The sequence below is a fragment of the Bradyrhizobium sp. AZCC 1578 genome, assembly GCF_036924675.1.
Taxonomy (GTDB): domain Bacteria; phylum Pseudomonadota; class Alphaproteobacteria; order Rhizobiales; family Xanthobacteraceae; genus Bradyrhizobium.
The window spans coordinates 7326618-7348895 of the sequence record NZ_JAZHRZ010000001.1; the positions used below are offsets into that span (position 1 = coordinate 7326618).

The 22278-nt window shown below is 62.6% G+C and carries 26 protein-coding genes; 15 read left to right on the forward strand and 11 right to left on the reverse strand.

Going from position 1 to position 22278, the window contains the following annotated elements; genetic code table 11:
* Positions 1-27: 27 nt before the first annotated feature.
* Positions 28-426, forward strand: coding sequence for a hypothetical protein (locus V1290_RS34905; protein ID WP_334368570.1), 399 nt, complete (start codon positions 28-30; stop codon positions 424-426).
* A 186-nt stretch (positions 427-612) separates the two neighbouring features.
* Positions 613-1062: a nuclear transport factor 2 family protein gene (locus tag V1290_RS34910; protein WP_334368572.1), complete on the forward strand. Its 450-nt coding sequence runs from the start codon at positions 613-615 to the stop codon at positions 1060-1062.
* 16 nt (positions 1063-1078) lie between these two features.
* Here the strand turns inward: V1290_RS34910 and V1290_RS34915 are convergent, their stop codons facing one another.
* Both V1290_RS34915 and pdxR read right to left on the reverse strand, forming a co-directional pair.
* Positions 1079-1339 carry a DUF6719 family protein gene (locus tag V1290_RS34915; protein WP_334368573.1) on the reverse strand — a complete coding sequence of 87 codons (261 nt, stop codon included), beginning with the start codon at positions 1337-1339 and terminating at the stop codon, positions 1079-1081.
* 88 nt (positions 1340-1427) lie between these two features.
* Positions 1428-2933, reverse strand: coding sequence for a MocR-like pyridoxine biosynthesis transcription factor PdxR (gene pdxR / locus V1290_RS34920; protein ID WP_334369272.1), 1506 nt, complete (start codon positions 2931-2933; stop codon positions 1428-1430).
* A gap of 75 nt (positions 2934-3008) precedes the next feature.
* Here pdxR and V1290_RS34925 point away from each other — a divergent pair, with 75 nt between their 5' ends.
* On the forward strand, positions 3009-3734 hold the full coding sequence (locus V1290_RS34925; protein WP_334368574.1) for a pyridoxamine 5'-phosphate oxidase family protein: 726 nt from the start codon (positions 3009-3011) through the stop codon (positions 3732-3734).
* Positions 3735-3791: 57 nt separating this feature from the next.
* The gene (locus V1290_RS34930) at positions 3792-5069 is read left to right on the forward strand and encodes an ArgE/DapE family deacylase (RefSeq protein ID WP_334368575.1); all 1278 of its coding nucleotides are present in this window, start codon (positions 3792-3794) and stop codon (positions 5067-5069) included.
* 152 nt (positions 5070-5221) lie between these two features.
* Here the strand turns inward: V1290_RS34930 and V1290_RS34935 are convergent, their stop codons facing one another.
* Positions 5222-6001: a cobalamin-binding protein gene (locus tag V1290_RS34935; RefSeq protein ID WP_334369273.1), complete on the reverse strand. Its 780-nt coding sequence runs from the start codon at positions 5999-6001 to the stop codon at positions 5222-5224.
* 124 nt (positions 6002-6125) lie between these two features.
* On the opposite strand from V1290_RS34935, the gene V1290_RS34940 reads away from it, so the two are divergent.
* Positions 6126-6524, forward strand: a complete 399-nt coding sequence (locus V1290_RS34940) for a PaaI family thioesterase (protein WP_028346401.1) — start codon at positions 6126-6128, stop codon at positions 6522-6524.
* 2 nt (positions 6525-6526) lie between these two features.
* On the opposite strand, the gene V1290_RS34945 is transcribed toward V1290_RS34940, so the two are convergent.
* The 3 genes from V1290_RS34945 to V1290_RS34955 all read right to left on the reverse strand — a co-directional run bounded on the left by V1290_RS34945 (position 6527) and on the right by V1290_RS34955 (position 9744).
* Complete coding sequence (locus V1290_RS34945; RefSeq protein ID WP_334368578.1) at positions 6527-7576, reverse strand: phenylacetaldoxime dehydratase family protein; 1050 nt, start codon at positions 7574-7576, stop codon at positions 6527-6529.
* A gap of 32 nt (positions 7577-7608) precedes the next feature.
* Positions 7609-8622: a carbon-nitrogen hydrolase family protein gene (locus tag V1290_RS34950; protein ID WP_334368580.1), complete on the reverse strand. Its 1014-nt coding sequence runs from the start codon at positions 8620-8622 to the stop codon at positions 7609-7611.
* 174 nt (positions 8623-8796) lie between these two features.
* Positions 8797-9744 carry a helix-turn-helix domain-containing protein gene (locus tag V1290_RS34955; RefSeq protein ID WP_334368582.1) on the reverse strand — a complete coding sequence of 316 codons (948 nt, stop codon included), beginning with the start codon at positions 9742-9744 and terminating at the stop codon, positions 8797-8799.
* Between the two features lie 259 nt (positions 9745-10003).
* Here V1290_RS34955 and V1290_RS34960 point away from each other — a divergent pair, with 259 nt between their 5' ends.
* Entirely contained in the window at positions 10004-10636 is a 633-nt protein-coding gene (locus V1290_RS34960; protein ID WP_334368583.1) for a GNAT family N-acetyltransferase, read from the forward strand.
* Between the two features lie 78 nt (positions 10637-10714).
* Here the strand turns inward: V1290_RS34960 and V1290_RS34965 are convergent, their stop codons facing one another.
* Together V1290_RS34965 and V1290_RS34970 are read right to left on the reverse strand one after the other, a co-directional pair.
* Positions 10715-11017: a hypothetical protein gene (locus V1290_RS34965; RefSeq protein WP_057846498.1), complete on the reverse strand. Its 303-nt coding sequence runs from the start codon at positions 11015-11017 to the stop codon at positions 10715-10717.
* A gap of 143 nt (positions 11018-11160) precedes the next feature.
* Entirely contained in the window at positions 11161-11847 is a 687-nt protein-coding gene (locus tag V1290_RS34970; protein ID WP_334368585.1) for a DUF2161 domain-containing phosphodiesterase, read from the reverse strand.
* Between the two features lie 184 nt (positions 11848-12031).
* Between V1290_RS34970 and V1290_RS34975 the strand changes: the two genes are divergently transcribed.
* A complete protein-coding gene (locus tag V1290_RS34975) occupies positions 12032-12745 on the forward strand; it encodes a GrlR family regulatory protein (protein ID WP_334368587.1) in 714 nt (237 codons plus the stop codon).
* Here V1290_RS34975 and fabG read toward each other — a convergent pair.
* Positions 12742-13422: a 3-oxoacyl-ACP reductase FabG gene (fabG, locus tag V1290_RS34980; protein WP_334368589.1), complete on the reverse strand. Its 681-nt coding sequence runs from the start codon at positions 13420-13422 to the stop codon at positions 12742-12744. The two genes, V1290_RS34975 and fabG, sit on opposite strands and share 4 nt — an antisense overlap.
* 259 nt (positions 13423-13681) lie before the next feature.
* Between fabG and V1290_RS34985 the strand changes: the two genes are divergently transcribed.
* The 3 genes from V1290_RS34985 (at position 13682) to V1290_RS34995 (ending at position 15150) form a co-directional block, all read left to right on the forward strand.
* On the forward strand, positions 13682-13882 hold the full coding sequence (locus tag V1290_RS34985; RefSeq protein ID WP_028346392.1) for a hypothetical protein: 201 nt from the start codon (positions 13682-13684) through the stop codon (positions 13880-13882).
* A 69-nt stretch (positions 13883-13951) separates the two neighbouring features.
* Positions 13952-14767 (forward strand): hypothetical protein, encoded by an 816-nt coding sequence (locus tag V1290_RS34990; protein ID WP_334368590.1) that lies wholly within the window; start codon positions 13952-13954, stop codon positions 14765-14767.
* Between the two features lie 164 nt (positions 14768-14931).
* Entirely contained in the window at positions 14932-15150 is a 219-nt protein-coding gene (locus tag V1290_RS34995; RefSeq protein ID WP_334368592.1) for a hypothetical protein, read from the forward strand.
* Positions 15151-15260: 110 nt separating this feature from the next.
* Here the strand turns inward: V1290_RS34995 and V1290_RS35000 are convergent, their stop codons facing one another.
* Positions 15261-16016, reverse strand: coding sequence for a tyrosine-protein phosphatase (locus V1290_RS35000; RefSeq protein WP_334368594.1), 756 nt, complete (start codon positions 16014-16016; stop codon positions 15261-15263).
* Positions 16017-16803: 787 nt separating this feature from the next.
* Between V1290_RS35000 and V1290_RS35005 the strand changes: the two genes are divergently transcribed.
* Entirely contained in the window at positions 16804-18372 is a 1569-nt protein-coding gene (locus V1290_RS35005) for a CYTH and CHAD domain-containing protein (RefSeq protein WP_334368596.1), read from the forward strand.
* 103 nt (positions 18373-18475) lie between these two features.
* Positions 18476-18793: an MliC family protein gene (locus tag V1290_RS35010; protein ID WP_334368598.1), complete on the forward strand. Its 318-nt coding sequence runs from the start codon at positions 18476-18478 to the stop codon at positions 18791-18793.
* A 93-nt stretch (positions 18794-18886) separates the two neighbouring features.
* Here the strand turns inward: V1290_RS35010 and V1290_RS35015 are convergent, their stop codons facing one another.
* Positions 18887-19087, reverse strand: a complete 201-nt coding sequence (locus V1290_RS35015) for a DUF2735 domain-containing protein (RefSeq protein WP_442893742.1) — start codon at positions 19085-19087, stop codon at positions 18887-18889.
* A gap of 566 nt (positions 19088-19653) precedes the next feature.
* On the opposite strand from V1290_RS35015, the gene V1290_RS35020 reads away from it, so the two are divergent.
* The 3 genes from V1290_RS35020 (at position 19654) to V1290_RS35030 (ending at position 22277) form a co-directional block, all read left to right on the forward strand.
* On the forward strand, positions 19654-20691 hold the full coding sequence (locus V1290_RS35020; protein ID WP_057846503.1) for a glutamine synthetase beta-grasp domain-containing protein: 1038 nt from the start codon (positions 19654-19656) through the stop codon (positions 20689-20691).
* A gap of 188 nt (positions 20692-20879) precedes the next feature.
* Positions 20880-21584 (forward strand): GrlR family regulatory protein, encoded by a 705-nt coding sequence (locus tag V1290_RS35025; RefSeq protein WP_028346387.1) that lies wholly within the window; start codon positions 20880-20882, stop codon positions 21582-21584.
* 6 nt (positions 21585-21590) lie between these two features.
* Entirely contained in the window at positions 21591-22277 is a 687-nt protein-coding gene (locus V1290_RS35030; protein ID WP_334368603.1) for a substrate-binding domain-containing protein, read from the forward strand.
* Position 22278: the final 1 nt, after the last annotated feature.

Here is a 22278-nt window from a genome sequence, read left to right on the forward strand (position 1 = left end):
CAACGAGATCGCCGATAAAGGCTCGGTATGTTCGTACGCATCTGTTCTGCTGTAATCTTTGCGTCTCTTCTTCTCAGCGGCGCGGCGCAGGCTCAAGTCCAGTTTCAGCCGCCGCAGACCTCGTTCCGTTCCCTGTTCAAGCTGCCTGATCCGCGCGGCGAATTCGTGCGGCTCTGCGCGCCCCACATGGTCGGACGCTGGGCGCATCCCGAAAGGGTTTGCGGCTGCCTGCACGACTACGCCGCCGCGACCGTGGAAGATGCCGACCTGCGCGAAGCGCTGCTGCGCGGCATCAGCGAGACCGGGGTGCCGACGATCGAGACCGCGTGGGTGCCGGCGTCGAAGCGATCCGAGATCGGCCCGACCTTCACCAAGATCGCCAAGCCGACGCTGCAATGCATGTTCGAGCCGGCGACGAACCAGTAAGCGCGGCTCGCAAATACTTTCCGCCCCTTAAATTCTACCGCGTAATAGCTGCTCAGAGCTATTCGCTCGGCGACTTCCTGGCACACCAGCGCGCGAACGCGATGCGCTGTGGCGCGGGGTCGTCGGTCGACACGGAAGCTGGTAGGTTGGGCTCCGTATCGAGACCGATTGCACAAGGGAGTTGTCATGAAATCTCTTTTTGTCGGCCTGATCGGCCTATTGTCGCTGGCCATATCTCCGGCGGTCGCCGCCGACGCTACGACACAGGAAGCCAACAAGAAGTCCGTGCTCGAATTTTACGATGCGGCTCTCAATCGGAAGGATTTTGATGCCGCGGCGAAGTTTTTCGGGCCGCATTACATTCAGCACAATCCGACGGCGCCGGATGGCATCGAGGGCTTCAAGGCCTTCCTCGGTTTCCTGCGCGAGAAATTTCCGGACTCCCGCAGCGAGATCAAGCGCGCTTTTGCCGATGGCGACTACGTGATCGTCCACGTCCATAGCGTGCGCGAGAAAGGCACGCGCGGCCGCGCCATCGTCGACATTTTCAGGCTGGAGAACGGCAAGATCGTCGAGCACTGGGATGTCGTGCAGGAAATTCCCGAGAAGGCCGCCAACACCAACGGCATGTTCTAGGCCGGTGCGATCGCCGCTAGCGCTTCTTCGTCCCCAGCCGCGGAATGCACTTGCGGGTGCGGAGCACGCCTGAAGTCGTCATTTGCGAGCCCTGGACTTCCTTGATTTGTCCCGTCGGACACGATCCATCATCGACGAGGACGCGCTGGCCGAGCCTGAGGTCGACAATATCCTGCTCGCGCGAGACCGTCTGGGCGAGGGCCGTCGTTGCATGGCCGACCACGCCTGCGATCAATGCACCGATGACGAGATACGAGACGTTGCGATGGCCGGGCATTGGGTATTTCCGTTCGTGAAGTTGATTTTGATTATCGAGCTTAGTGACGCAGCCGCGATTCTGATAGAGTGCCGGCCGGCGCGAGTGGTCACGTCACGGCCTTCAGCCGTTTGACCTTGCCAGTTCCAGCGTTGTTCGGCCTGCCATTTGCCTGCAAGGCGGCCAGCGATGATTTCGCGAGTCGCTCGGCCGACGCGATCAGTTGTGGCAGCTTGTGGCCGGCAAAGCCGAGGACGAAGCCGGCAAGCGGGCGTGCGCGGAAATAAGTTTCCGCCAGCAGCCAACCTGCGACGCCGGCCTCGGCCTTTGCCTGTGCGGCAACCAGCGGATCGGTCGAGGGATCGAACCGCGCGACCAGATGCAGGCCCTGCGAGGGCACCGGCACCGATAGCGCTCCATTCGACGTGGTCGACAGGGTCGAAGCCAGCACGTCCCGCGCTTCGCGATAGATCCCGCGCACCCGGCGCAGGTTGGCCGCGAACGCGCCGGAATTCAGCATGTCTGCGACGGCGCCTTCGAGCAGCGTGCCGGGAAAGCGGTCGAGCGCGGCACGGGCTGTCGTCACCGGCCCGACGAGCCGCTCGGGCAGCGCGCAGTAACCGATGCGCAATCCAGGGAACAATGTCTTTGCAAACGTGCCCATGTAGATGACGCGCGAGAGATGATCGATGCCGGCGAGCGACAGCAGCGGCGCGCCGTCATATCGAAATTCGCTGTCATAGTCGTCTTCAATCACGAAGGCGCCGGCATCCCTTGCCCAGTCGAGCAGTTCGAGCCGCCGCGCCATCGACATCTGCACGCCGAGCGGAAACTGGTGCGACGGTGTGACGTAGGCCGCGCCGGCGGCGGGCCCGAGCGCGCGGCCCCTGGCTATGATCATGCCGGAGGCGTCGACCGGCACCGAGATGGGGCGCAGGCCGCAATGCTCGATCGCCCTTCGTGCGGCGGGATAGCCGGGGTCTTCGCACCAGATCTGATCGCCGGATTTCAGGATCGCGCCCAGCACGATCCGTAAGCTATGCTGCGTTCCCGACGTCAGCATGATCTGGTCGGGATCGCAGCGCAGCCCACGCGCCGACAACAAGTGATCGGCGATCGCGGCGCGGAGTTCGCGGCTGCCCCTGGGGTCGCCGTATTGAAGGTGCTCGGTGCCGAACGCGCGCATGCGCCGGCCGGCAAACGACCTGAAGCGCTGCAGCGCCCGTTCGTCGATGTGCGTGCAGCCGAGCGCCAGCGGGCCTTGTTGCGGCGGGTCGATCGCGATCTTCGTCCTGCGAGCGTCATGGACGCGGGCGGGAATACGCGCGGCGACGAAAGTGCCGGATCCGACGGTGGCTACCGCAAAACCGTCCGCGATCAGGCGCTCATAGGCTGACGTGACGGCGTTGCGGCGGAAGCCGGTCTGCTTCGCAAGCGTGCGCGACGGCGGCAGCGGCTCGCCGGGCTTTGCAATTCCGCCCGTGATGGCGTGGCACAGCGCCTGATAGAGCCGGTGCGGGGCCGAAGCGCCCGGCGTCACGTGAGGGCCGGAGAGATCGAGCGCGAGCTCGGCCTTGCGTCGCGCCGGCGGAGAATTGGTCGGAATTTTTCGCATCGAATTGGCACTATCGCAGACCAAATTGGCCGGTACAACTCTCAACGACCGCTCACCGATCCAACAGGAGCTGCCGTGACCGAAGCCGTGACCGCCGACGTATATCCGTTATCGCCGCGCAACCAGGTGAAGCGCCGTCATGATCGCGGCTTCTACGACCACGCCACCGTGCACGGCCTGCTCGACGCCTCGATGCTGTGCCACGTCTCCTACGTGATCGACGGCCAGCCCTATTGCACGCCGACATTCTTCTGGCGGGAAGGGAGCAAGCTGTACTGGCATGGCAGCAGCGCCAGCCGCATGCTGCGAAACCAGTCCGAGGGCGAGAGGGTCTGCCTCACGGTTGCGCATCTCGATAGCCTGGTGCTGGCCCGCTGCGGCTTCAACCATTCGGCGGATTACCGCGCCGTGATGGCCTTCGGCATCGCCTATCTCATCACCGATCCGGTGGAGAAGGAGCGCGCGCTCGTCGCCATGGTCGACCGGTTCTTTCCCGATCGAACCGCGACGTTAAGGCAAAGCACGGCGCAGGAGATCAAGGCGACATCGGTGATCGCGATGGAAATCGAGCAGGCGTCCGCCAAGATCAGGTCGAAGGGTGTCGCCGACGACGAGGAAGACTATGAACTGCCTGTTTATGCCGAGCGTATTCCGGTGCGCACGGTGCTGGGCCGGCCGGAACCCTGTCCGCGGCTTCTCGACGGCGTCGAGCGGCCGGCCTCGCTGAACGGCTATTCAGAAGGCCGCCTGCTCGAAGATGCATTGCGGGATGCGCATTTTGCGCATTACGCCGGCGGCTGAGATCGGGGTAGGGTGCGCACTCCCGACTTTCTGGAATTCCTTTACTGGAGCTGCCGCATGACGACCGATACGCAACAAAGAATCCTCGACGCCGTCGACGCCGGCTTTGATGCGCAACTGGCGACGACGAAGGATTTCGTTGCGATCCCCTCGACCCGTGGCGCCGAAGGACCGTGCCAGGACATGATCGGCGATCTCCTGCGCCAGCGTGGCTACGAGGTCGACGATTGGCATATCGACGTCGAGGATTTGAAGGATCTGCGCGGCTTCGGCCCGATCGAGCATGATTTTTCCAAGGCGCGCACGGTGGTGGGTACGTACCGTCCCGCGAACAATGCCGGCAAATCGCTGATCCTGCAGGGCCATTGCGACGTGGTGCCGGCAGGTCCCCTCGACATGTGGGAAACGCCGCCGTTCTCGCCCGCCATCAAGGACGGCAAGATGTACGGCCGCGGCGCCTGCGACATGAAATCCGGCACCATCGGCGCACTCTATGCGCTGGATGCGATCAAGGCCGCTGGGCTAAGGCCAACGGCGCGCATCCATTTTCAATCCGTGATCGAGGAAGAGTCGACCGGCGTCGGCGCGCTCTCGACCTTGCAGCGCGGTTATCGCGCGGACGCCTGCTTCATCCCGGAGCCGACGGGCGAGACCATGGTGCGCTCGCAGGTCGGCGTGATCTGGTTTCGCCTGAAGGTGCGCGGCTTTCCGGTGCATGTGTTCGAGGCCGGCGCCGGCGCCAACGCGATCATGGCGGCGTATCATTTGATCCACGCGCTGCAGAAGCTCGAGGCCGACTGGAACGAGCGCGCCAGGGCGGACCGCCATTTCAAGGCGGTCGCCCATCCGCTCAACTTCAACCCCGGCATCATCAAGGGCGGCGACTGGGCCTCCAGTGTGCCGGCCTGGTGCGACGTCGATTGCCGCATCGCAGTCCTGCCGGGCTGGTCGATCGCCGAATGCCAGAAGGAGATTTTGGCCTGCGTGTCGGCGGCGGCGCACGATCACCGATTCCTCTCCAACAATCCGCCGCAGGTCGAATGGTCGGGCTTTTTGTCGGAGGGTTATGAGCTGACGAACTCGGCTGAGCCGGAAGCCGCCTTCGCAAAAGCGTTCGGCGCCGTCTATGGCGGCGTGGTGCCGGATCGCGCGTTCACCGCGCTGACCGATACCCGGTTCTACGGGTTGAATTACAACATCCCGAGCCTCTGCTTCGGTGCGAAGGGCGCCGCGATGCACGGCTTCAACGAATATGTCGAGCTGGACTCGTTGCGAAAGTCGACCAAAGCAACCGCGCTGTTCATCGCGGAATGGTGCGATGTGGAGAAGGCTTAAACTGAGCCACGAAGTTCGATGTCGTCCCTGCGAACGCAGGGAACCATAACCATCGGCGCTCTTGGCAGCAGGAAGTAACTTCCACATCGCCACATTGACAGGCCGCGGCGTATGGGTCCCTGCGTTCGCAGGAACGACGGCTAGATTGCCGGTCACCCCCACAACGCCTTCACAATCGCATCCAACCCATCCGTCAGCGCCGCCGGTCCCGGCTGAAGGATGATGGTCGACTTGATTTCGACAATGCGGTTGTTGCGCACGGCAGGAATCTCGCCCCAGCCTGGACGCTGCCGGATGCGGTCGGGCACGACTTTCTTGCCGCACCAGGACGCGAGGATCACGTCGGGCGCGGCGTCACGCACCGTATCCGACGAAATGATCCGGTCCTTGGCGGCCTGCTGAAACCGCAGCTTCGGCAGCGCGTCCTCGCCGCCGGCGATCTCGATCACTTCGGAAACCCAGCCGATGCCGGAGATCAGCGGATCGTCCCACTCCTCGAAATAGACTTTGGGCTTCGGTGCGGGCCGGGGCGTCGCGGCGATCCGCGCGAGGCGCTCTTCAAAGCCGCACGCGAGTTGATCCGCGCGCTCCGCCGCACCGACCATAGCCCCCAGCGTCCGGATCATCGCGAGGATGCCCGCAATGTCGCGCTGGTTGAAGACATGGACGGCGACGCCCGTGCGCACGAGGTCGGCAACGATGTTTGCCTGCAGATCGGAAAAGGCGAGCACGAGGTCGGGCTCAAGCGCCAGAATCTTTGGAATGTCCGCCGATATGAAGGCCGAGACCCGCGGCTTCTCGCGACGGACGCCCGGCGGCCGCACCGCATAGCCGGAGACGCCGACGATGCGGTCCTGCTCGCCGAGCAGGTACAGCGTCTCCACGGTCTCCTCGGTCAGACAGATGATCCGGCGGGGCGGGAACTGGCGCATGCCGACGGTATGCCGAATTTCGCGCGCCATGTCACGGCCGCCATTACCTCGGAGGTCATTGCCTGAATTACCGGCGGCCTCCATTCTGTTCAGGAAATCACTTCAAAGAAAAGCCGGAGGACGCATGACGCCGCTCGAAAAGATCCAGTCGATGAAGATGCCGTTTGCGGAACTGAAGGGGGTAACCTTCACCGAAGCCGGAATGGATCGGGTGGTCGCCAGGATGCTGGTGCGGCCGGACCTCTGCACGCTGCGGAATACGATTCACGGCGGCGCGATCATGGCCCTTGCAGATTCGGTCGGCGCTGCCGCGACCTTCATCAATCTGCCCGAGGATGCCAAGGGCACCACCACGATCGAGAGCAAGACCAATTTTATCGGCGGCGCCAAGGAAGGGTCTACGGTGATTGCCACCGCAACGCCCGTGCATCGGGGGCGCCGCACCCAAGTCTGGCAGACGCGGCTGGAGACCGAGGACGGCAAGCTGGTCGCGGTCGTTACGCAAACCCAGATGGTGCTGTAGCGTCAGGCCGTCTCCACCGTCTGCACGGCGTTCAGCATTCCGGTTTGCGGGTGACAATCCACATATTCGAAAAGCTGTTCGTCGGCGCGGGCGACGGTGACCTCGTGGTACAGCCGTAGTTTTGCGGCCGGTCCCAGGGTCGACAGGTACTTCATGGCAGCGCCGAAAATCCTGACATGGGTCGGATGCGATTCAGCCCAGCGCTCCAGCGCCGACAGGCTCTTCCACCAGCTCATGCCGTAGGACTTTTCGGCCGTTGCGCCGTCGGGGCCTAAGACCGTCATGTAACGGTTGGCGTAGCAGCCGATTGAACGTCCCTGGTCGCGGAGGAAATCCATGCCTTTGCGCAGCACCGGCTCGACATCGCCGAGGTACATCTTGCGCTCGGTGGCTTCGGTATCGCCCCAATCCTGGCCCGAGCGGATCAGGCAGATATTGTCATGCGGGATGATCCGGATGCGCGCGCCCTCGCGAATGGCTCGCGCGGAACCTGAGGGCGCCATCTCGCTGGTTTGGGACAACGGGATGCGGTCGCGCATGCCGCCCCAATAAGCGTGCTCCAAAACCTCGCCGCTCATGCCGTCGGCGAGAACGGCGACGCCTTCTGGCCTTCCGAGCGAAGAGAACAGCGTCTCATAGCCCTCGACGGATGGGTAAAGCGCCTCGATGAAGGTACCGAATCCGTCGTTGGTCCGTTGCTCGCCGGTCCAGCGCTCGCGCACGACCGGAAACCAGCGATCGAATTTTTGCCGGTTGTCCCAATAGGCGACCGTGACGACGTTGGTGAAGCCGGCCTCGTCGACATAGCGCGCGCGGTCCCAGTGCGTTGGGCCGTCCGCGGCGGCGAACTCCGATGCAAGCCGAATCAGCGCCTGCTCTGCGGTGGTCGAGGGCGCGCCGCGAGTCTGGAGGCCGAAATAGGCCATCACCACGCGCGTCACGCTCGGCTTGTGCCGCGCCACAAAGGACGGGTAGGGCGGCGCATAATCGTCACCGACGCGGCGGTGACGCGTTCGCGCGGTTTGCAGATGTGCAGGGATTGCGGATTCCATGGACCTGCTCCTTCTCGAAAAAATGAAGCGCGTCAGGCCTGCAGCCTGATTTCGCTCATGACCTCGGCATCGACAGGAAGCGAGAAATGCTCGACGCGGTTGGCGCGCGTGGTGTTGAGCAGCAGCCGCGTGACGTCGGGCCGCGAATAATGCCCGGCCGGATCGGCGGCGTTCTTCGCTACCCCAATCATGCCGAGATCGATATCGGCGTACAGAATGCCTTCCTGGTCGGGCGGAAGTTTCTCGGCCAGCGAACTGCCGTCCGGCCCGTAGATCACGGCGTGGCCGCCACCGGCATGCAGGAAGGCATGTTTTTCGGGGGTGTCGCAGAGTTCGTCGATCATGGCCTGCGAAACGACCGCGCAGGGACCGAGAAAAAAGCACGAGCCTTCGACCGCATAGACCTTGCTGGCAGCGTTATTGACCTCATGGCCGAGCGCATGCGCGAACGGATCGTACAGCGAAAAACTCGGCCAGGCGCCGACATGGACCTGTTCGTTCTGGGCGTACATCGCGTATTTCGACAGCGGCTGCAGATGCTCCCAGCAGCACAAGGCACCGACCCGTCCGACGTCGGCGCGGTCGTGGACGGCGAGATCGCTGCCGTCGCCTTCACCGAACACGGTACGTTCGGCATGGGTCGGCCGCAGCTTTCGACGCTTGGCGATGGTCTCGCCGTCAGGCCCGATCAGCCATTGCGCGATATAGAGGCTTCCGCCGTCGCGTTCGGACAGCCCGAGCACGGCCGTTAGCTTGGCGCGCTTGACGGCTCGGCAGATCTTTTCCGCCTGTGGGCTGTCGAAGGCGAGCGAGTTGTCAAAGTAGCGCTGCACAAAACCGCGGCCGATCGCCCAGGCAGGCGCACCGAGCCAGATCTGCCACGGGTACCCGGGAATGAAGGTCTCGGGAAACGCGATCAGTTTCGCGCCTTTCGCGGAAGCTTCCTCGATCAGGTTGATGGTCTTGTCCACGGTTGCGTCGAGATCGAGAAAAACCGGCGCCGCCTGAACCACCGCCACCTTGTATTTCTGATGAACCAGACCCATCGCATCATCCTCCCGCATTGATGACTGACACTCGCTGACCCCGAGCCTACAGCCATGGCAGCGCGTGCCGCTTGTCCGCGGCGGAACGAAAACTTGTCTTAACCGGCAGGCGGACAGCGCGCGCGGCGGCGTCAGATGCGTGCGCACGACGGGAAAGGAGAGGGGCGGGAGGCGTTATTTGTGCTCGCGCCATTCGCGCGGCGAGATGCCGAAGCGCTGCTTGAAGATGCGGCTGAAATGGGCGAGGTCGTTGAAGCCCCAGGCGAAGGCGATCTCGCCGATGTGCCGGGCCTGGTAGGCGGGGTCGGCAAGATCTCGCTTGCAGCGCTCCAGCCGTTGCGCCTGCACGTAGCTCCGAAACGAGGACTGTTCGGCGGCCATCAGATCGCTGGCGTAACGCGGCGAGATTCCGACTGCGGCTGCAGCGCGCGGCAGCGACAGTTCGGGATCGGAAAGATGCGTCAGGATATGGTTCTTGAGGCGATAGAGCAGCGCCGACCGGTGAGCCGATTGGTCCGGCAAGCGGGCATGCAGCCGGTCGGCAAGCGTCATCGCCAGCAGGTCGAGCGCCTGGTCGAGCAGGCGCGTTGCGGCGGCGGGATCAACCAGTTCGATCGTCTGGCTCACATTGCGCGCGAAATCATATGTCAGCCGTTCGAGCGGACGATCGCCTGCAAACGTCGTCGCGGTCAGACTATCGAACGAGCCGACGCGCTGTTGCAGCAGTTTGCGCGGCATCTGGAAGATCGTCTGCGAAAAGCTGTCGTCGAACCGCAGCTCGTAGGGGCGGGTGGTGTCGTAGATGACGAATTGTCCGGCGGAGACGACGGCCTCGCGGCCATCCTGGAACACGCCGTTCACGCCGTTGTTGCCCAGCGCCATCAGCACGAAATCTTCGCTGGCGCGGGCTATTCGTGACGGCGTGCGGAATACCCGCTGTGCCGTGGAATCGACCTGCGTGAGCGCGACCGGTCCGATTCTGGATTGCGACACCGAGCCCCAAAACGCGCCGCGCAGGTCCGATTTGCAGTCGAGCCCGACGAAGGTGTCGCACACAATGTCCTGCCAGACCGCAAGCCGGCGCTCCGGAAGGCAAGATCTGGTGTCGAGCACGACAGCCACATTGGGCCTCCACGAACCATCCGGGTGCGTTGCCTGGGCTTGGCGCATCCAAAATAAGCAAGCTCCATGCCCACTTTGGGCCGGGTGACGAAGCTTAACAATTGGTTAATGGCGGATCAGCTAAATCGCTGGAAATGTTGCTGTTATTTAAGGCAGTACACGGAGCAATCCGGTCTTGAATTCGATGCTGCGCCGCACAATATGGGTGGTCTAGGGATTCGACGCCTCCTCGAGGGTTTTCTCAGAGGAGTTTTGGACTATGTACCTCACCGTTATTGCGGCTGCGCTTGCCGATAGCAGCGTGCGCACGCTGAGCCAGCAGGAAGAACTGCCGCTATTGCGCGATCACCTGCTGCGGCTCGACCGCACCAGCCGCCGCGATCGTTTCCATGGCTTCATGGACGACAGCTTCATTGAGCGCTACGCCGAGAAATGCGCCAATGACGGCACGACGATCATCGCCTTCTTTGAAAACGGCGTGGTTCGCGGAGCGGCGGAGCTGCATCCGCCGGATCAGTCACCGGATTCGCTTCCCGAGATCGCCTTCAGCGTCGAAACCTCCGTGCGGCGGCGCGGCGTCGGCAGCATCCTGTTCCGCAAGCTGATCAAGGAAGCACGCGCCAAGGGCTATAAGAGCCTGCGGATCACCACCGGCGCGCAGAACGAGGCGATGCGGGCGCTCGCCAGCAAGTTCGGCGCACAGCTTATATTCCGCCACGGCGAATCCACCGGCACGATCGATCTGACGAAGTATGATCAGGCCGAACTTGCGACGTCCTGGATCGAGAGCGTGCTGAAGACGACGCGTGCGGTGGTGGCTTTCAACCGCGCTTATCGGCGAACGCTGCTTCGTATGGCCGGGACCGCCCCGTCCGAGTGGGGGGCCTCTTAAGCCGATCCGTACGTTCGATCTCGAGAATTGCCCAAAGCCTTGGGCAATTCTCTGTGCAATTCAGGCAATCGCGGCTGTTCAGGTGCCGGTACGCTTGTCGTTGCCAAAACGCCTGACGACGCGGCGCTCGACCACGACCGATCGCTGCGCGCCTTGCTCGCCCGTAATGACGCGGGTGGCCGATCGCGCCAGCGCGCGGCCGGTCTTCTTCACTTCAGCGAGCACTTCCTCATAGGGCAGCCCCATCAGCGCGGCGGCGATTTCCGCCTGCTGCTGCTGATCGTCGGTGATCCCGACCGCGGCGAAGATTGCCTCCTCCAGCGTCGGCGGATCCCGCCGGACGCGTCGCGTGCCGTATTTCGTGTTCCAGTCTTCGCTCATAAGGCGCCTCGCATTTGATTGCGGAGATACCTAGGTGCCCTAATGTTGCATTGCAATATGAATTTCGCTCGACAATACAGCCATGCATCCAAAATCTTTCAAGTCCGGTAGCGTTGTACGGTTCGGTGCCACCGTGCTTGCCATCATGGCGAGGGATTACCGGCGGCAGCCAGATCCAGCGGCTGCTGTGGCCAGCGCTTCAGCGCGGCATGGCCGGCATCAGTCAGCACGTATATGCCGCGCTCGGCGCGATCGAACCAGCCATAAACATTATGCAAGAGGATTTTTCCGGCATCGGGAATCTCCGTCCGCAAATCCCTGACGCGCCGCGGCCCGCCTGACAGCGCGGAGGCACAAGCCAGCGCCTGCTGGCGGTACGCCGTCATGATCGGCGCGCGCGTCGATCCACCCATGACGGGATCGCCCTTGCGCTTCTGGTGCTCCGCGATCAGCCGCGAGCGCTTTTTGGGATCGCGGCGGGGCGCTGATGTCGGCGGCTTGACGAGCACTTCCACATCGCCGGTATTGGTGACAGCGAGCATGCCGAAGCCAAGCCGGCGGCAAAGGTTGCGATACCGCGCGTCGCTTTCGCGGCCTTTGCCGCGGGCGGATAATTTAGCTGCAAGCCAGACCTCGTCGGCGGCGCTGGCGCGATCGACTGCCTGCAGGATCAGTTCCAGGTTGAAGGAGAGCTTCAGTTCGCCGATCACCACGATCGGCGGATCGTCGCCACTCAGCGCCACAAGATCGCAGCCGCCGACCTCGCCTTTGACGGTGAAGCCGAGCTTTTCGAGGAAGCGTTTGACGGGAAGATAAAGTGCGGTTTCCAAGGCAGGCTCCGGCGGCGCTGGCTGCCGCGACTCAACACGCCGAGCCTAGCCGGCAAAGCGTTTGATCGGATAGCCCCGGAGCGGCTATTGTCGGAGTGGGGACAAGGCCAGCGGCAATTTGAGGGAACCTGCGAATCGATCGTTCGCGGGCCACAGGCATTTGCCGCTCCCACAGCGAGTAGGCGTGTTGCAAGGGCTATACAAATTCCGCTTCACCACGGCGCGCGGCACGGGCAGCGGCGTGATGTTTGCGACATCGGGCGGCAGGCTGTACGGCGGCGATTCCGGCTCTTCGTTTGTCGGCCGCTTCACCGAAACCGATGGCATCGTCTCTTGCGAGGTTACGATGTCGCGCCACTATCACGATCCCAAATACGTTCCGATGTTCGAAGTTGAACATGCCGTGATGAATTTCAGGGGCGCGCCCCGCGGCGAGGAGTTTCATTTTGACGGCGGCAGCGCGGCCTTGCCTGGCGTCTATTTCACGACCGTTCTGAGCCCCATCGATGATACCGACGCGCCGCCGCCCGGTGCGGTCGGCCCTGACGGGATCGGAAACGGGCTCTATTCGATCCACATCCGCATGCTCGACGGAATCGATGCCGGCAACACCGGCGTCCTGATGCTGCAGGACGGCCGCATCAGGGGCGGCGACGCGTTCTTCGACTATGTCGGGGCGTACACGGCGGCGAACGGCAGATGGAAGGGCGAACTCATCAACCGCGAGCATACCCCGGCCATGGGCGAACGGCCTGTGTTCGGCGGCCATGAAGTCGGCATCGGCTTTTCCGGCACGTATGACCGCGACAGTGCGGAAGGCGAAGCCACCGCGCTCGTCGGCAAGCGCAGCATCCGCTTCAAGGCGGTGCTGCGAAAACTGGTGGAGGTGGAGGGTTAAACCCTCCCGTTCACCGGCAGCAGCGCGCCGGTGACGGCGCTAGCCGCGTCGCTGGCGAGGAACAGGATCACGTCGGCCAGTTCCTTCGGCGTCACCCATTGGGTGAAATCGGCTTTCGGCATGCTGGCGCGGTTGGCTGCGGTGTCGATGATCGACGGCAGCACGGCGTTGACCGTGATCTTGCCCTTGAGTTCGACGGCGAGCGCCTCGGTGAGGCGGTGCACACCGGCCTTGGAGGCGGCGTAGGCGCCCATGCCACTGCCTGCCTGCAGCGCGCCCATCGCGCCGAGATTGACGATGCGGCCTGCGCCCGATGCGGCGAGATGCGGGATCGCCGCGCGCGAGGCGTTGAGCGCGGTCATGACGTTGAGCGCGTGCATCCGTTGCCAGGTCTTGGGATCACCCTCTGCCACCGTCTCGAAGGCAAAGCCGCCGGCGATGTTGATCAGCGCATCTAGCTTGCCGAAATGCGCGGCAGCGGCGTTGATGGCCTTTTTGGCTACCGCGGCATCGGTGAGGTCGATGCCGCCGAGTTCGAACAGGTCCGCCGTGGCCGGGACTTGCGTCGGGGCATGATCGACGCTTGCAATCCTGGCGCCCCGCGCCAGCGCTTCGTCCACGACCACCCGGCCGAGCGCACCGAGCGCGCCCGTCACGACAATGACTTTTCCGTCCATGAAGGGCCTCCGCATGCGGATGAGGGAGCGCACCCTATCAGGAGATTTTCAATCCCAATGCGGCGAATTTCTGCATGACCGTCGGTCTCGCCAGCCCAAATTGTTGCGGCCCAATTCTGGCCGGAGGTGGCGAGCTACGTAGAACTACGGGAGGTCAAGGGATGAGGCTAAATCGATAAAATTTGCCGGAGTTCTGTAAGCCGTTTGCAGAATCCATTCGGTACAACACGACTCCAACAAGAAGGCAGGGGGATTTGTCATGGGTTTGCCGGATCATGGTTTACCGCTTGTTCAGCTTAAGGAGCAGCGGCGCGACCTGGTTGTAGCGCTGCAGAATCGCAGCGGTCCGGTCTCGAGCTGGGAATTGATGCAGATCGCAGCGATCCAGCAGGCGATCTCGGCGTTCGAGGACGTCATCGCCGATCTCGACGCCGAACTGGAAATGGAAGCGGCGGCCTGAGCCGATAGCGCGCAGCTTTTGGCCGCTACGGTCTACTTTACGACTTGCGCGTGGCGGATAAGATAGCGCATGCGCTCCGCTCTCGCATTTCCACTCGCTCTCATCGCATTGCAGTTGGTGGTCGCCGCGCATGCGCAAGGCTGCGTCGCCGATCGCCACGGCGGCCTCGTATGCGGCGAAGGGAAAGCTGCGATGCGTGTCTTCGCCGACACCACCTCGCCCTCGAAGGACTACGCGTTCGCCTGGCGAACCGCGCAGGGCCTGCCGTCCGGCCAGAATAATCCCGACGACGTCGAAAACGTCCTGATCCGTGTCACCGATGGCGCGGTGCTGACCACACTCGGCGGCACCCATTGGGAGACGGGTGAAATGCGGGCGAACCGCTACGAACTGCTTGCGGCCTGGTCGCCGGACAGTCGGGCCGTCATTGGGGTGGCGAACAGCCGCTGGGAGAGCGATTCCTTTGCCTATTACCGGATTGATGGTGAAACGGCGACCAAGCTCGATCTGCGTGCGCTGGTCGAGCCTCATGCGGTCGTAACTGGTTCCGATGATTCAGAGGAAGCTCAAGATGGCGTGTTTATGACTGAACTCGACGGACCAATTATGCAAGAAGACTATCGCGATAACATACAGGAAGTTCAATTTCGAGGCGGCTACAACATGGGCCCCAGAAGCAAATGGGGCATTATGAGAGGAGCGCCGATTCCCATGCAGGGCGGAATGGCGGGTGGCAGAGCCAATTTGAAGTGGGGACCATGTCCTGCCGGTGTATTTTCGCAAACGCGCACAGACTGGCAGCCAACCCTGAAGCACGGCTGGTATCGCAATCCCGCCTATGCGGCGAGGAACGGCGGCACCGAGTGCGCTAGACTTAAAAAATAGTATCTGAAAATCTTGCGCCAACGGTGCGCTAGACTTTAACTCGATAAACTAATTTATTTTACCGCGAGAGCTCTTAAATTTTTGCAATAGAGCTCGCGGCCGGTACCATCGCGACCGCGCGAGGGTGCGCGCAAATCCATTCCCGGATTAATATCGCGCCGATCATGACGGCCAGGCTGCCGCCGCGAAATCGCCAGGGTAATTTCTTTCGCGTGCATGAGGACCTGCCGGTGACACTCGATGCGCGCGGCCGCGTGCGCTTTACCGCGATGCTCTATGTGCCCAAGGGCGAAACCAGCAACGACTACAAGGTGCAGGTCAACGTCTGGGCGAGAGGCGGCAAGCTGTCCGCGCAGGTCGTGTCGATGCAGCGGGTGAGGTGAAGGCGGATTAGAGCCCGGTTCTGATTGAATCAGAACCGCGCCCTAATTTTTTGTTTGACGCGTTTTCTTCACGCGAACCGGAATCCACTTCGCTTGAAAACGCTATGGAATCAGCGCTGCAGATAGCGCGCCTCGAGATGGGCGCGTTCGGCTTTGCCGAGACCAAGACCATCGCGGAGATAGCTTTCGAGATCACCGTAGTCGGCGTCGATGGCCTCGAAGGCGGCGGCGAGAAACGAGGCCTGCACCGAGCCCAGCACCTGCTTGACGTTTTCGGGCAGGTCGCTGCTGTGATTTGGGTCCCGTCGGTAGAAGCGGTTGGTCAGCAGATAGTCTTCCGAGATGATGTCCTCGGAAACGCCGAGCGTATGCAGGATCAGCGCGCACGCAAAGCCGGTGCGGTCCTTGCCGGCGGTGCAGTGGATCACCAGCGGCGCGCGATCTTCCAGCAAATGTGCAAACAGGGTCCGGAAGTGCTGCGTATTCTTCTGCACATAGCTGCAGTAGGAGTCGCGCATCACCTCGACGGCGTGGTCCGTGGACAGCGGCGTGCCGGCGGCTGCGATGGCGCGCAGCGCCGCGACCACCGTCGGCTCGACCGGCAGCGAATGAACTGATATCTCGGGCATGCCACATAGGGCGGCGGTGCGCTCCTCGGTGCCGCGAAAATCGAACGCGCTGCGGACGCCCAGCTCCCGCAGCACGGAGACATCGCCTTCGGTGAGATGGCCAAGATGGTTGGAGCGAAAAATCTGCCGCCAACGTACGGTCCGGCCGTCGCTTGTGGGATAGCCGCCGAGATCGCGAAAATTGCTGGCGCCGGCAAGATTGAGATGGCGGGCAGGGGAGGCAGGGGATTCTGACATTGGCGGTTTGAACGATCTCGTGCTGCGGACAAACGACGGAAGGGCATGCCACTCGTTCCCGTCCCGTCTACACTGAACTTGTCAGGGGACGAAACATGAATTGTCGAACGATTACGATTTTTGGCGCTCGTTATGCGCCGCAGCGGCTGCTGCGACCGTTCCATGGGGGGTGAACCCGCAAATTCAGTGGCTGGCGGACGGCCGCTTTGGTTAGCATTTCGGACTTAAATTCGGACCTCACAACATGTCCTCCGAGAGGCACCGATACGCACATTGTAGATTTTCTATGCGCTAGCCTTCATGAAGGGAAGGGATCGACAACCCGAAAGCGGAAGAGGCCGCCTACTGAGGGCGGCCTCTGGGCTACTTCCGTGGCGGCAGCTTGACCGGGACATGAGGCGTGGTGCTAACCACCTTGACGCTTCCATCCGAAACAAAGCTCCTGAGCGTTTCCAGCACCAGGAAGAATTTCTCCGCAAGCATGGCGGGACCTCCTCCGGCTAGTTTGATTTGAGGAGGAGATTATCACCGCTGCAGGGCGGGGACCATACAACTTAGAAAGCTGAGGCCGCCAACTGAGGCGGCCTGCAACCGGTCCCGCATATCCTGCGACGGCTGGATGGAGAGGCGGCGCGCCGCGAGACGTTGTCGTTGCGCAACCCTGTCGTGTGATCTTCTTCATTTTGCAGAGTGATCCTCTTGTATAGCTCGGATATGCCCTGTCATTGTCATAAAATATTCATACGGCATTCCGCTGGAGATATCGTTGAACGCGCGGCAGCCAGTCGTGAGCGATTCTGGCGCAGCGACCGCTGTGCGACCGGCTGAACAGGCGGAAATCGAACTAAAGCTGCTGGCGCCGCCAGGATCCCTCGAAAAGCTGCGCGAGATGCCTGTCATCGTGCAGCATGCGCGCAACCGTGGCGCGTTTCGCCGGCTGGAAACGGTGTATTACGATACGGTGGAGCGCCTGCTGTTCCAACATGGCATGTCGCTGCGCGTGCGACGCAGCGGTAAACACTTCATCCAGACACTAAAGCTTGCAGCCAATATCGGACGACCTCTAACCCGGCGGCAGTGGGAAGCGCCGGTTGGCGACTTCACCCCTGATCTGGCGCGGCTTCCCGCCGGCGAGGTCGGTGATCCATTGACGACGCTCGCCAACGACGCACTGGTGCCGGTTTTCGCGACGAGAGTCCGCCGGCACGCGCGGCAACTCGATCTGCCCGACGCGTCCGTTGCAATCGCATTCGACGAGGGGGCGATCGAGGCCGGTGGGCGTCAGGAAGTCCTCTCCGAGATCGAACTCGAATTGAAGAGCGGCAATGCCGGGGTCCTGTTCGATCTCGGAACGCAGTTGCTCGACGCTGCGCCGCTACAGGTCGGCACGCGCAGCAAGGCGGAACGCGGTTATGCGCTCGCCTTCGACGTCGTTCGGCCGGCGGCGAAAGCCGAGCCGTTGAGCATTACTGCAGAGGACGTCGTCGACGACGTTATCGCACACTTGATGGGGGCCTGCTGGCATCATCTTCTGAAAAATCACATGGTGGCGCAGGAGGGAACGGACCCCGAAGGCGTGCACCAGATGCGTGTTGCCTTGCGTCGCTTGCGGACGATATGCGCGCTGTTCCGGCGTGATATTCCGTCGCCTTCATTCCAGGCGATCAACAGCGAAGCGCGGTGGCTGATGCAGCAGCTCGGCCCGGCGCGGGATTGGGATGTTTTCGCCGAGACGACCGTCGCTCGCCTGGTTGCGGCGGCTCCGGATATCGACCTCGGCGCCCTGCATGAGGCGGTCGACCGGCAGCGCAAATCGAGCTACTACGCTTTACAAACGGTGCTCGCTGACCTCCGTTGCAGCCGTTTCCTGCTCTCGCTGGGACACTTGGTGGAACGCCGCGGCTGGCGCAACGAGATCGACAGCGAAGCGCTGGCCGTCCTGTCGCTACCGATGCCAACGCTCGCGGATAAGATTTTGGCGCGCTTGCATCGCAGGGCGCTCAAGCGTGGCACGCATTTCCGGCAGCTCAACGTCGAAGCGCAGCACGATCTCAGAATCGATCTCAAGAAGCTGCGCTATGCCGCGGAGTTCTTCCTGCCCCTTTATGCCACGCGTGCGCCGGCCAAGCGCTACGTGAGGCGGCTCGCCAGGCTTCAGACCAGTCTCGGACGCGCGCGCGACATCGCAAGTACCAGCATTCTGCTTGACGCCATCAGGCGGGAGGGCCAGCCTTCGCTTCATCCCGCCATCGGCGCAGTGGCGGGTTGGCAAGCGCGCGATCGGATCGTTGTAACAAAAGCGCTCCGCAAGCGATGGCGGCGATTCAAAGCGACGCCCGCATTCTGGGGCCGGTAGATCCGTCACTTCCTCCAGGCAATCTCGTACCGCGGACAAACGGTCGAAAGGGCATGTCGCCCGCTCTTGTCTCGTCTATACTCGACGGTGCGAGGGACGAAATATGAATTGTCGCAGAAATACGATTTTTGGCGCGGCGCTAGGCTTCGCCGCGGTTGCAACCATGCCGTCACCGGCGTCGGCGCAGTCCAGCTTCCGGAATTATCGTTGCGCCGACGGCTCGCAGTTCACGGTTGGGTTTTTTCAGTACGACAACCGTGCCCATCTGCAACTCGACGGCAAGGCGGTGACGCTGCCCAAGCGTTGGGTCTTGTCAGGGTCGCGTTACCAGGGGAAGGGCGTGACCTTACGGATCACCAAAGCCGGCATCACCACACTCAAGCACGCCAGGCGGCCGACTACGACGTGCGAGCAGACATGAAAAAGGGCCGAAACGATTTCGTTCCGACCCTTTTCTAGTTCTCCGTCCGCGCCTCGTTTGCCCGGTGCGTCCCTGCCAAACACCTCCCAAGCATCAGTGATCCCGCTCGGTCTTGGCGTCCTCGATCGCCGCGGCGTGGTACCAGCTATCGCAGCAGTCCGCGAGGTTGACCGGCTGGGCCGCAAACTCGGTCACGGCTTCGGTCTCGCCATAGCGACGTCCCCCGAGAGCCGCCCGGCCCCCGGCTGGGAATTGGTAGATCGTGGCTGACCCGTGATTCAAACTCGGATTCATCATTGTCTCCTTTTTTCGAAGCGCGAGCCTCCATGGTGCGCCCAACTCGTTCTCTACTGGTTACGTAAGGCGATATTGTCGGTGCCCCGGGCGGGTGCAAGTGACCAAGAGAGCGGCAGGCTTTGTCTATTTCGTAGGCAGTTTTGGCGGTGCATTCTGCAAGGCAGCGTTTGCATGACCAACGCGTGGGGCGACGGGATGGTTGCTCGGCGGAGTCGGCGTCCCACGTGGGGGCCTCAAAAGGATGCTGCACCTTTAAGCGCTTAGCGGCAGCGGAGCGAAAATGCCGGAAAAATGTGCTGGATTCGGACCGCTGGCCCGCCCCCAGGCCGCCCGATTTGCGGGCCGGCCGCGCTCCTATGTCGCAGCTTCTATTTTGGGCCGCCGCCGGCGCGAGCCGTGGAAGGCCAATGCCGCACTGCAGCGATTGGCACGTTAAATGCTTAGAAGGGCGTGGCCTGACGTGGCCGGGTACACGCATGCGGGGACCTCCGGGGGCTGGGCGTCAAAGTCCAGAATTCAAGGTTTCGGTTTTCCGCATTTCATAGCAACTCAAGAGAGGCTCAATGACCAAGTACAAGCTCGAGTATATTTGGCTCGACGGCTATACGCCGACGCCGAGTCTGCGCGGCAAAACGCAGATCAAGGAATTCGACAAGTTCCCGACGCTCGAACAGCTTCCGCTGTGGGGCTTCGACGGCTCGTCCACCATGCAGGCCGAAGGCCACAGCTCCGATTGCGTGCTGAAGCCCGTCGCCGTCTATCCGGATGCTGCGCGGGAAAACGGCGCGCTGGTGATGTGCGAAGTCATGATGCCCGATGGCAAGACCCCGCACCCCTCGAACAAGCGCGCAACCATTCTCGACGATGAAGGTGCCTGGTTTGGCTTCGAGCAGGAATATTTCTTCTACAAGGACGGCCGTCCGCTCGGCTTCCCCTCGGACGGTTATCCGGGTCCGCAGGGCCCGTACTACACCGGCGTTGGCTACAAGAACGTTGGCGATGTCGCCCGCAAGATCGTGGAAGAGCATCTCAACCTCTGCCTCGCCGCCGGCATCAACCACGAAGGCATCAACGCCGAAGTGGCGAAGGGCCAGTGGGAATTCCAGATCTTCGGCAAGGGCTCCAAGACCGCTGCCGACCAGATGTGGATGGCTCGCTACCTGATGCTGCGCCTGACCGAGAGCTACGGCATCGACATCGAATTCCACTGCAAGCCGCTCGGCGATACCGACTGGAACGGCTCGGGCATGCACGCCAACTTCTCGACCAAGTACATGCGCGAAGTCGGTGGCAAGGAATACTTCGAGAAGCTGATGGCTGCCTTTGAGAAGAATCTCATGGACCACATTGCCGTCTACGGGCCGGACAACGACAAGCGCCTGACCGGCAAGCACGAGACCGCGCCCTGGAACAAGTTCAGCTATGGCGTGGCTGACCGCGGCGCCTCGATCCGCGTTCCGCACTCCTTCGTCAACAATGGCTACAAGGGCTATCTGGAAGACCGCCGTCCGAACTCGCAGGGCGACCCCTACCAGATCGCGTCCCAGATCCTGAAGACGATTGCGGAAGTCCCGACCGGCGCCAAGGCGGCCGCGGCCTAACGGACCGACGATACAATTCGGGCTTTCCGGGTTGCAAAGCTGATCCGCCAAGGCGTCGCCTTGGCGGATCATTGCGTTTTGATGACACGGCGCTTTGGTAGCTTTGATTCAAATACGGCGGTTCAAGGCCGTTCCCCTGCGTTATGAACCACGCTAGACAATTAGCCGGGTTTGCCGGGGTGACGGCATTGTTTGAGGGATTTTACAAAGTCAGGTTTCAGCTTGGCGCGGCGGTCGGCCGCAGCGTGATGTATGCGCGCGGCGGCAAGATGCTGGGCGGCAATTCGGCCTTTGCCCATATCGGCAGTTACGAAAAACGGGACGATGGCGTCGACATCGTGATCCAGACCGTGCGCCACAACCCGGACCCGAATTACCGCGCGATGGCCGGCACCGACGATGCCACCTTGCTGGCGAAGGGCAGGGCAGACGGCAATCTGTACCGCTTCGAAGGGGGCTTGAAGGAGTTGCCCGGCGTGGCGTTCCATTCGGTGATGACGCCGATCGAGCAGGAGGCCATCCCGATAGCCGGCAGCGTCGGCAAGGGCGGCATCGTCAACGGCCTCTATTCCATCCACGTACGCCTGCTCGACGGCGTCGAGGGCGGTCTGACCGGCGTGATGCTGCTCAATGACGGGCGCATCCTTGGCGGCGACGCATCCTTCTACTATCTCGGAACTTACACCTCGGAGAACGGCCGCTGGAAAGGCCAGATTCTCAATCAGGAGCACACGCCCGCCATGGGCGAGAATCCCATCTTCGGCGGGCATGAAGTCGGCATCGGCTTTTCCGGCTCCTGCGACGAGCAAGGCGCGCTCCTGGAGGCGACCGCGCTCGCCGGCAAGCGCAGCCTTCGCATGACCGCGGTGCTCAAGCTGATGCGCCGGGTATAGCGGCCGATGGTTGATACCGTGCGCATGCTCTCGACGCTGGCGTTGAAGGGTGCCGTGCAAAGCCTGGCAGGCCAGTATCGGGCGGCCGGAGGCGCACGCATCGACGCCGATTTCGCGCCCACGCTGGCGCTGTTGGACCGGCTGCGCGCGGGCGAGGCCGCGGACGTCGTCATCCTGACCCGCGAGGGGCTGGACGAAGTCGCGCGCGAGGGGCGGGTGGTCACGGAGACGTGCGTGGACCTGGCCCGCTCCTTTGTCGGCATCGCCGTGAAGGCTGGGGCGGCCCATCCCGATATCGCGACCGAGGCGGCGCTGCGCGCGGCGTTACTCGGCGCGCGCTCGGTGGCCTATTCGCGGCTCGGCGCCAGCGGCATTCTGTTTGCAAGACTGATCGAGCAACTCGGCATTGCCGCCGAGGTCAATGCGAGGGCGCAGATCATCCCGCAGGGCTTTACCGCTGAGAAGCTGGTGACCGGCGAGGCCGATCTCGCCGTCCAGCAAATCAGCGAGTTGAAGCAGGTCGGCGGCATCGAGGTGGTTGGAGCCATTCCACGCGACTTGCAAACGCCCGCGGTGTTTTCCGCCGGGCGTATGGTAGCGAGCGACAAACCGGATGAAGCGGACCGGCTGCTGCGATTTCTTGCGTCGCCTGCGGTCGCACCAGCGTTGCGCGAGAGCGGGCTCGAGCCCTGAA

What these genes read in the sequence shown, in the direction of transcription:
- V1290_RS34905 (WP_334368570.1), top strand. Translation starts at nt 28, where the DNA reads ATGTTCGTACGCATCTGTTCTGCTGTAATCTTTGCGTCTCTTCTTCTC.
- V1290_RS34910 (WP_334368572.1), top strand. Translation starts at nt 613, where the DNA reads ATGAAATCTCTTTTTGTCGGCCTGATCGGCCTATTGTCGCTGGCCATA.
- V1290_RS34915 (WP_334368573.1), bottom strand. Translation starts at nt 1,339, where the DNA reads ATGCCCGGCCATCGCAACGTCTCGTATCTCGTCATCGGTGCATTGATC.
- pdxR (WP_334369272.1), bottom strand. Translation starts at nt 2,933, where the DNA reads ATGCGAAAAATTCCGACCAATTCTCCGCCGGCGCGACGCAAGGCCGAG.
- V1290_RS34930 (WP_334368575.1), top strand. Translation starts at nt 3,792, where the DNA reads ATGACGACCGATACGCAACAAAGAATCCTCGACGCCGTCGACGCCGGC.
- V1290_RS34935 (WP_334369273.1), bottom strand. Translation starts at nt 6,001, where the DNA reads ATGCGCCAGTTCCCGCCCCGCCGGATCATCTGTCTGACCGAGGAGACC.
- V1290_RS34940 (WP_028346401.1), top strand. Translation starts at nt 6,126, where the DNA reads ATGACGCCGCTCGAAAAGATCCAGTCGATGAAGATGCCGTTTGCGGAA.
- V1290_RS34945 (WP_334368578.1), bottom strand. Translation starts at nt 7,576, where the DNA reads ATGGAATCCGCAATCCCTGCACATCTGCAAACCGCGCGAACGCGTCAC.
- V1290_RS34950 (WP_334368580.1), bottom strand. Translation starts at nt 8,622, where the DNA reads ATGGGTCTGGTTCATCAGAAATACAAGGTGGCGGTGGTTCAGGCGGCG.
- V1290_RS34960 (WP_334368583.1), top strand. Translation starts at nt 10,004, where the DNA reads ATGTACCTCACCGTTATTGCGGCTGCGCTTGCCGATAGCAGCGTGCGC.
- V1290_RS34965 (WP_057846498.1), bottom strand. Translation starts at nt 11,017, where the DNA reads ATGAGCGAAGACTGGAACACGAAATACGGCACGCGACGCGTCCGGCGG.
- fabG (WP_334368589.1), bottom strand. Translation starts at nt 13,422, where the DNA reads ATGGACGGAAAAGTCATTGTCGTGACGGGCGCGCTCGGTGCGCTCGGC.
- V1290_RS34985 (WP_028346392.1), top strand. Translation starts at nt 13,682, where the DNA reads ATGGGTTTGCCGGATCATGGTTTACCGCTTGTTCAGCTTAAGGAGCAG.
- V1290_RS34990 (WP_334368590.1), top strand. Translation starts at nt 13,952, where the DNA reads ATGCGCTCCGCTCTCGCATTTCCACTCGCTCTCATCGCATTGCAGTTG.
- V1290_RS34995 (WP_334368592.1), top strand. Translation starts at nt 14,932, where the DNA reads ATGACGGCCAGGCTGCCGCCGCGAAATCGCCAGGGTAATTTCTTTCGC.
- V1290_RS35000 (WP_334368594.1), bottom strand. Translation starts at nt 16,016, where the DNA reads ATGTCAGAATCCCCTGCCTCCCCTGCCCGCCATCTCAATCTTGCCGGC.
- V1290_RS35010 (WP_334368598.1), top strand. Translation starts at nt 18,476, where the DNA reads ATGAATTGTCGCAGAAATACGATTTTTGGCGCGGCGCTAGGCTTCGCC.
- V1290_RS35015 (WP_442893742.1), bottom strand. Translation starts at nt 19,087, where the DNA reads ATGAATCCGAGTTTGAATCACGGGTCAGCCACGATCTACCAATTCCCA.
- V1290_RS35020 (WP_057846503.1), top strand. Translation starts at nt 19,654, where the DNA reads ATGACCAAGTACAAGCTCGAGTATATTTGGCTCGACGGCTATACGCCG.
- V1290_RS35030 (WP_334368603.1), top strand. Translation starts at nt 21,591, where the DNA reads ATGGTTGATACCGTGCGCATGCTCTCGACGCTGGCGTTGAAGGGTGCC.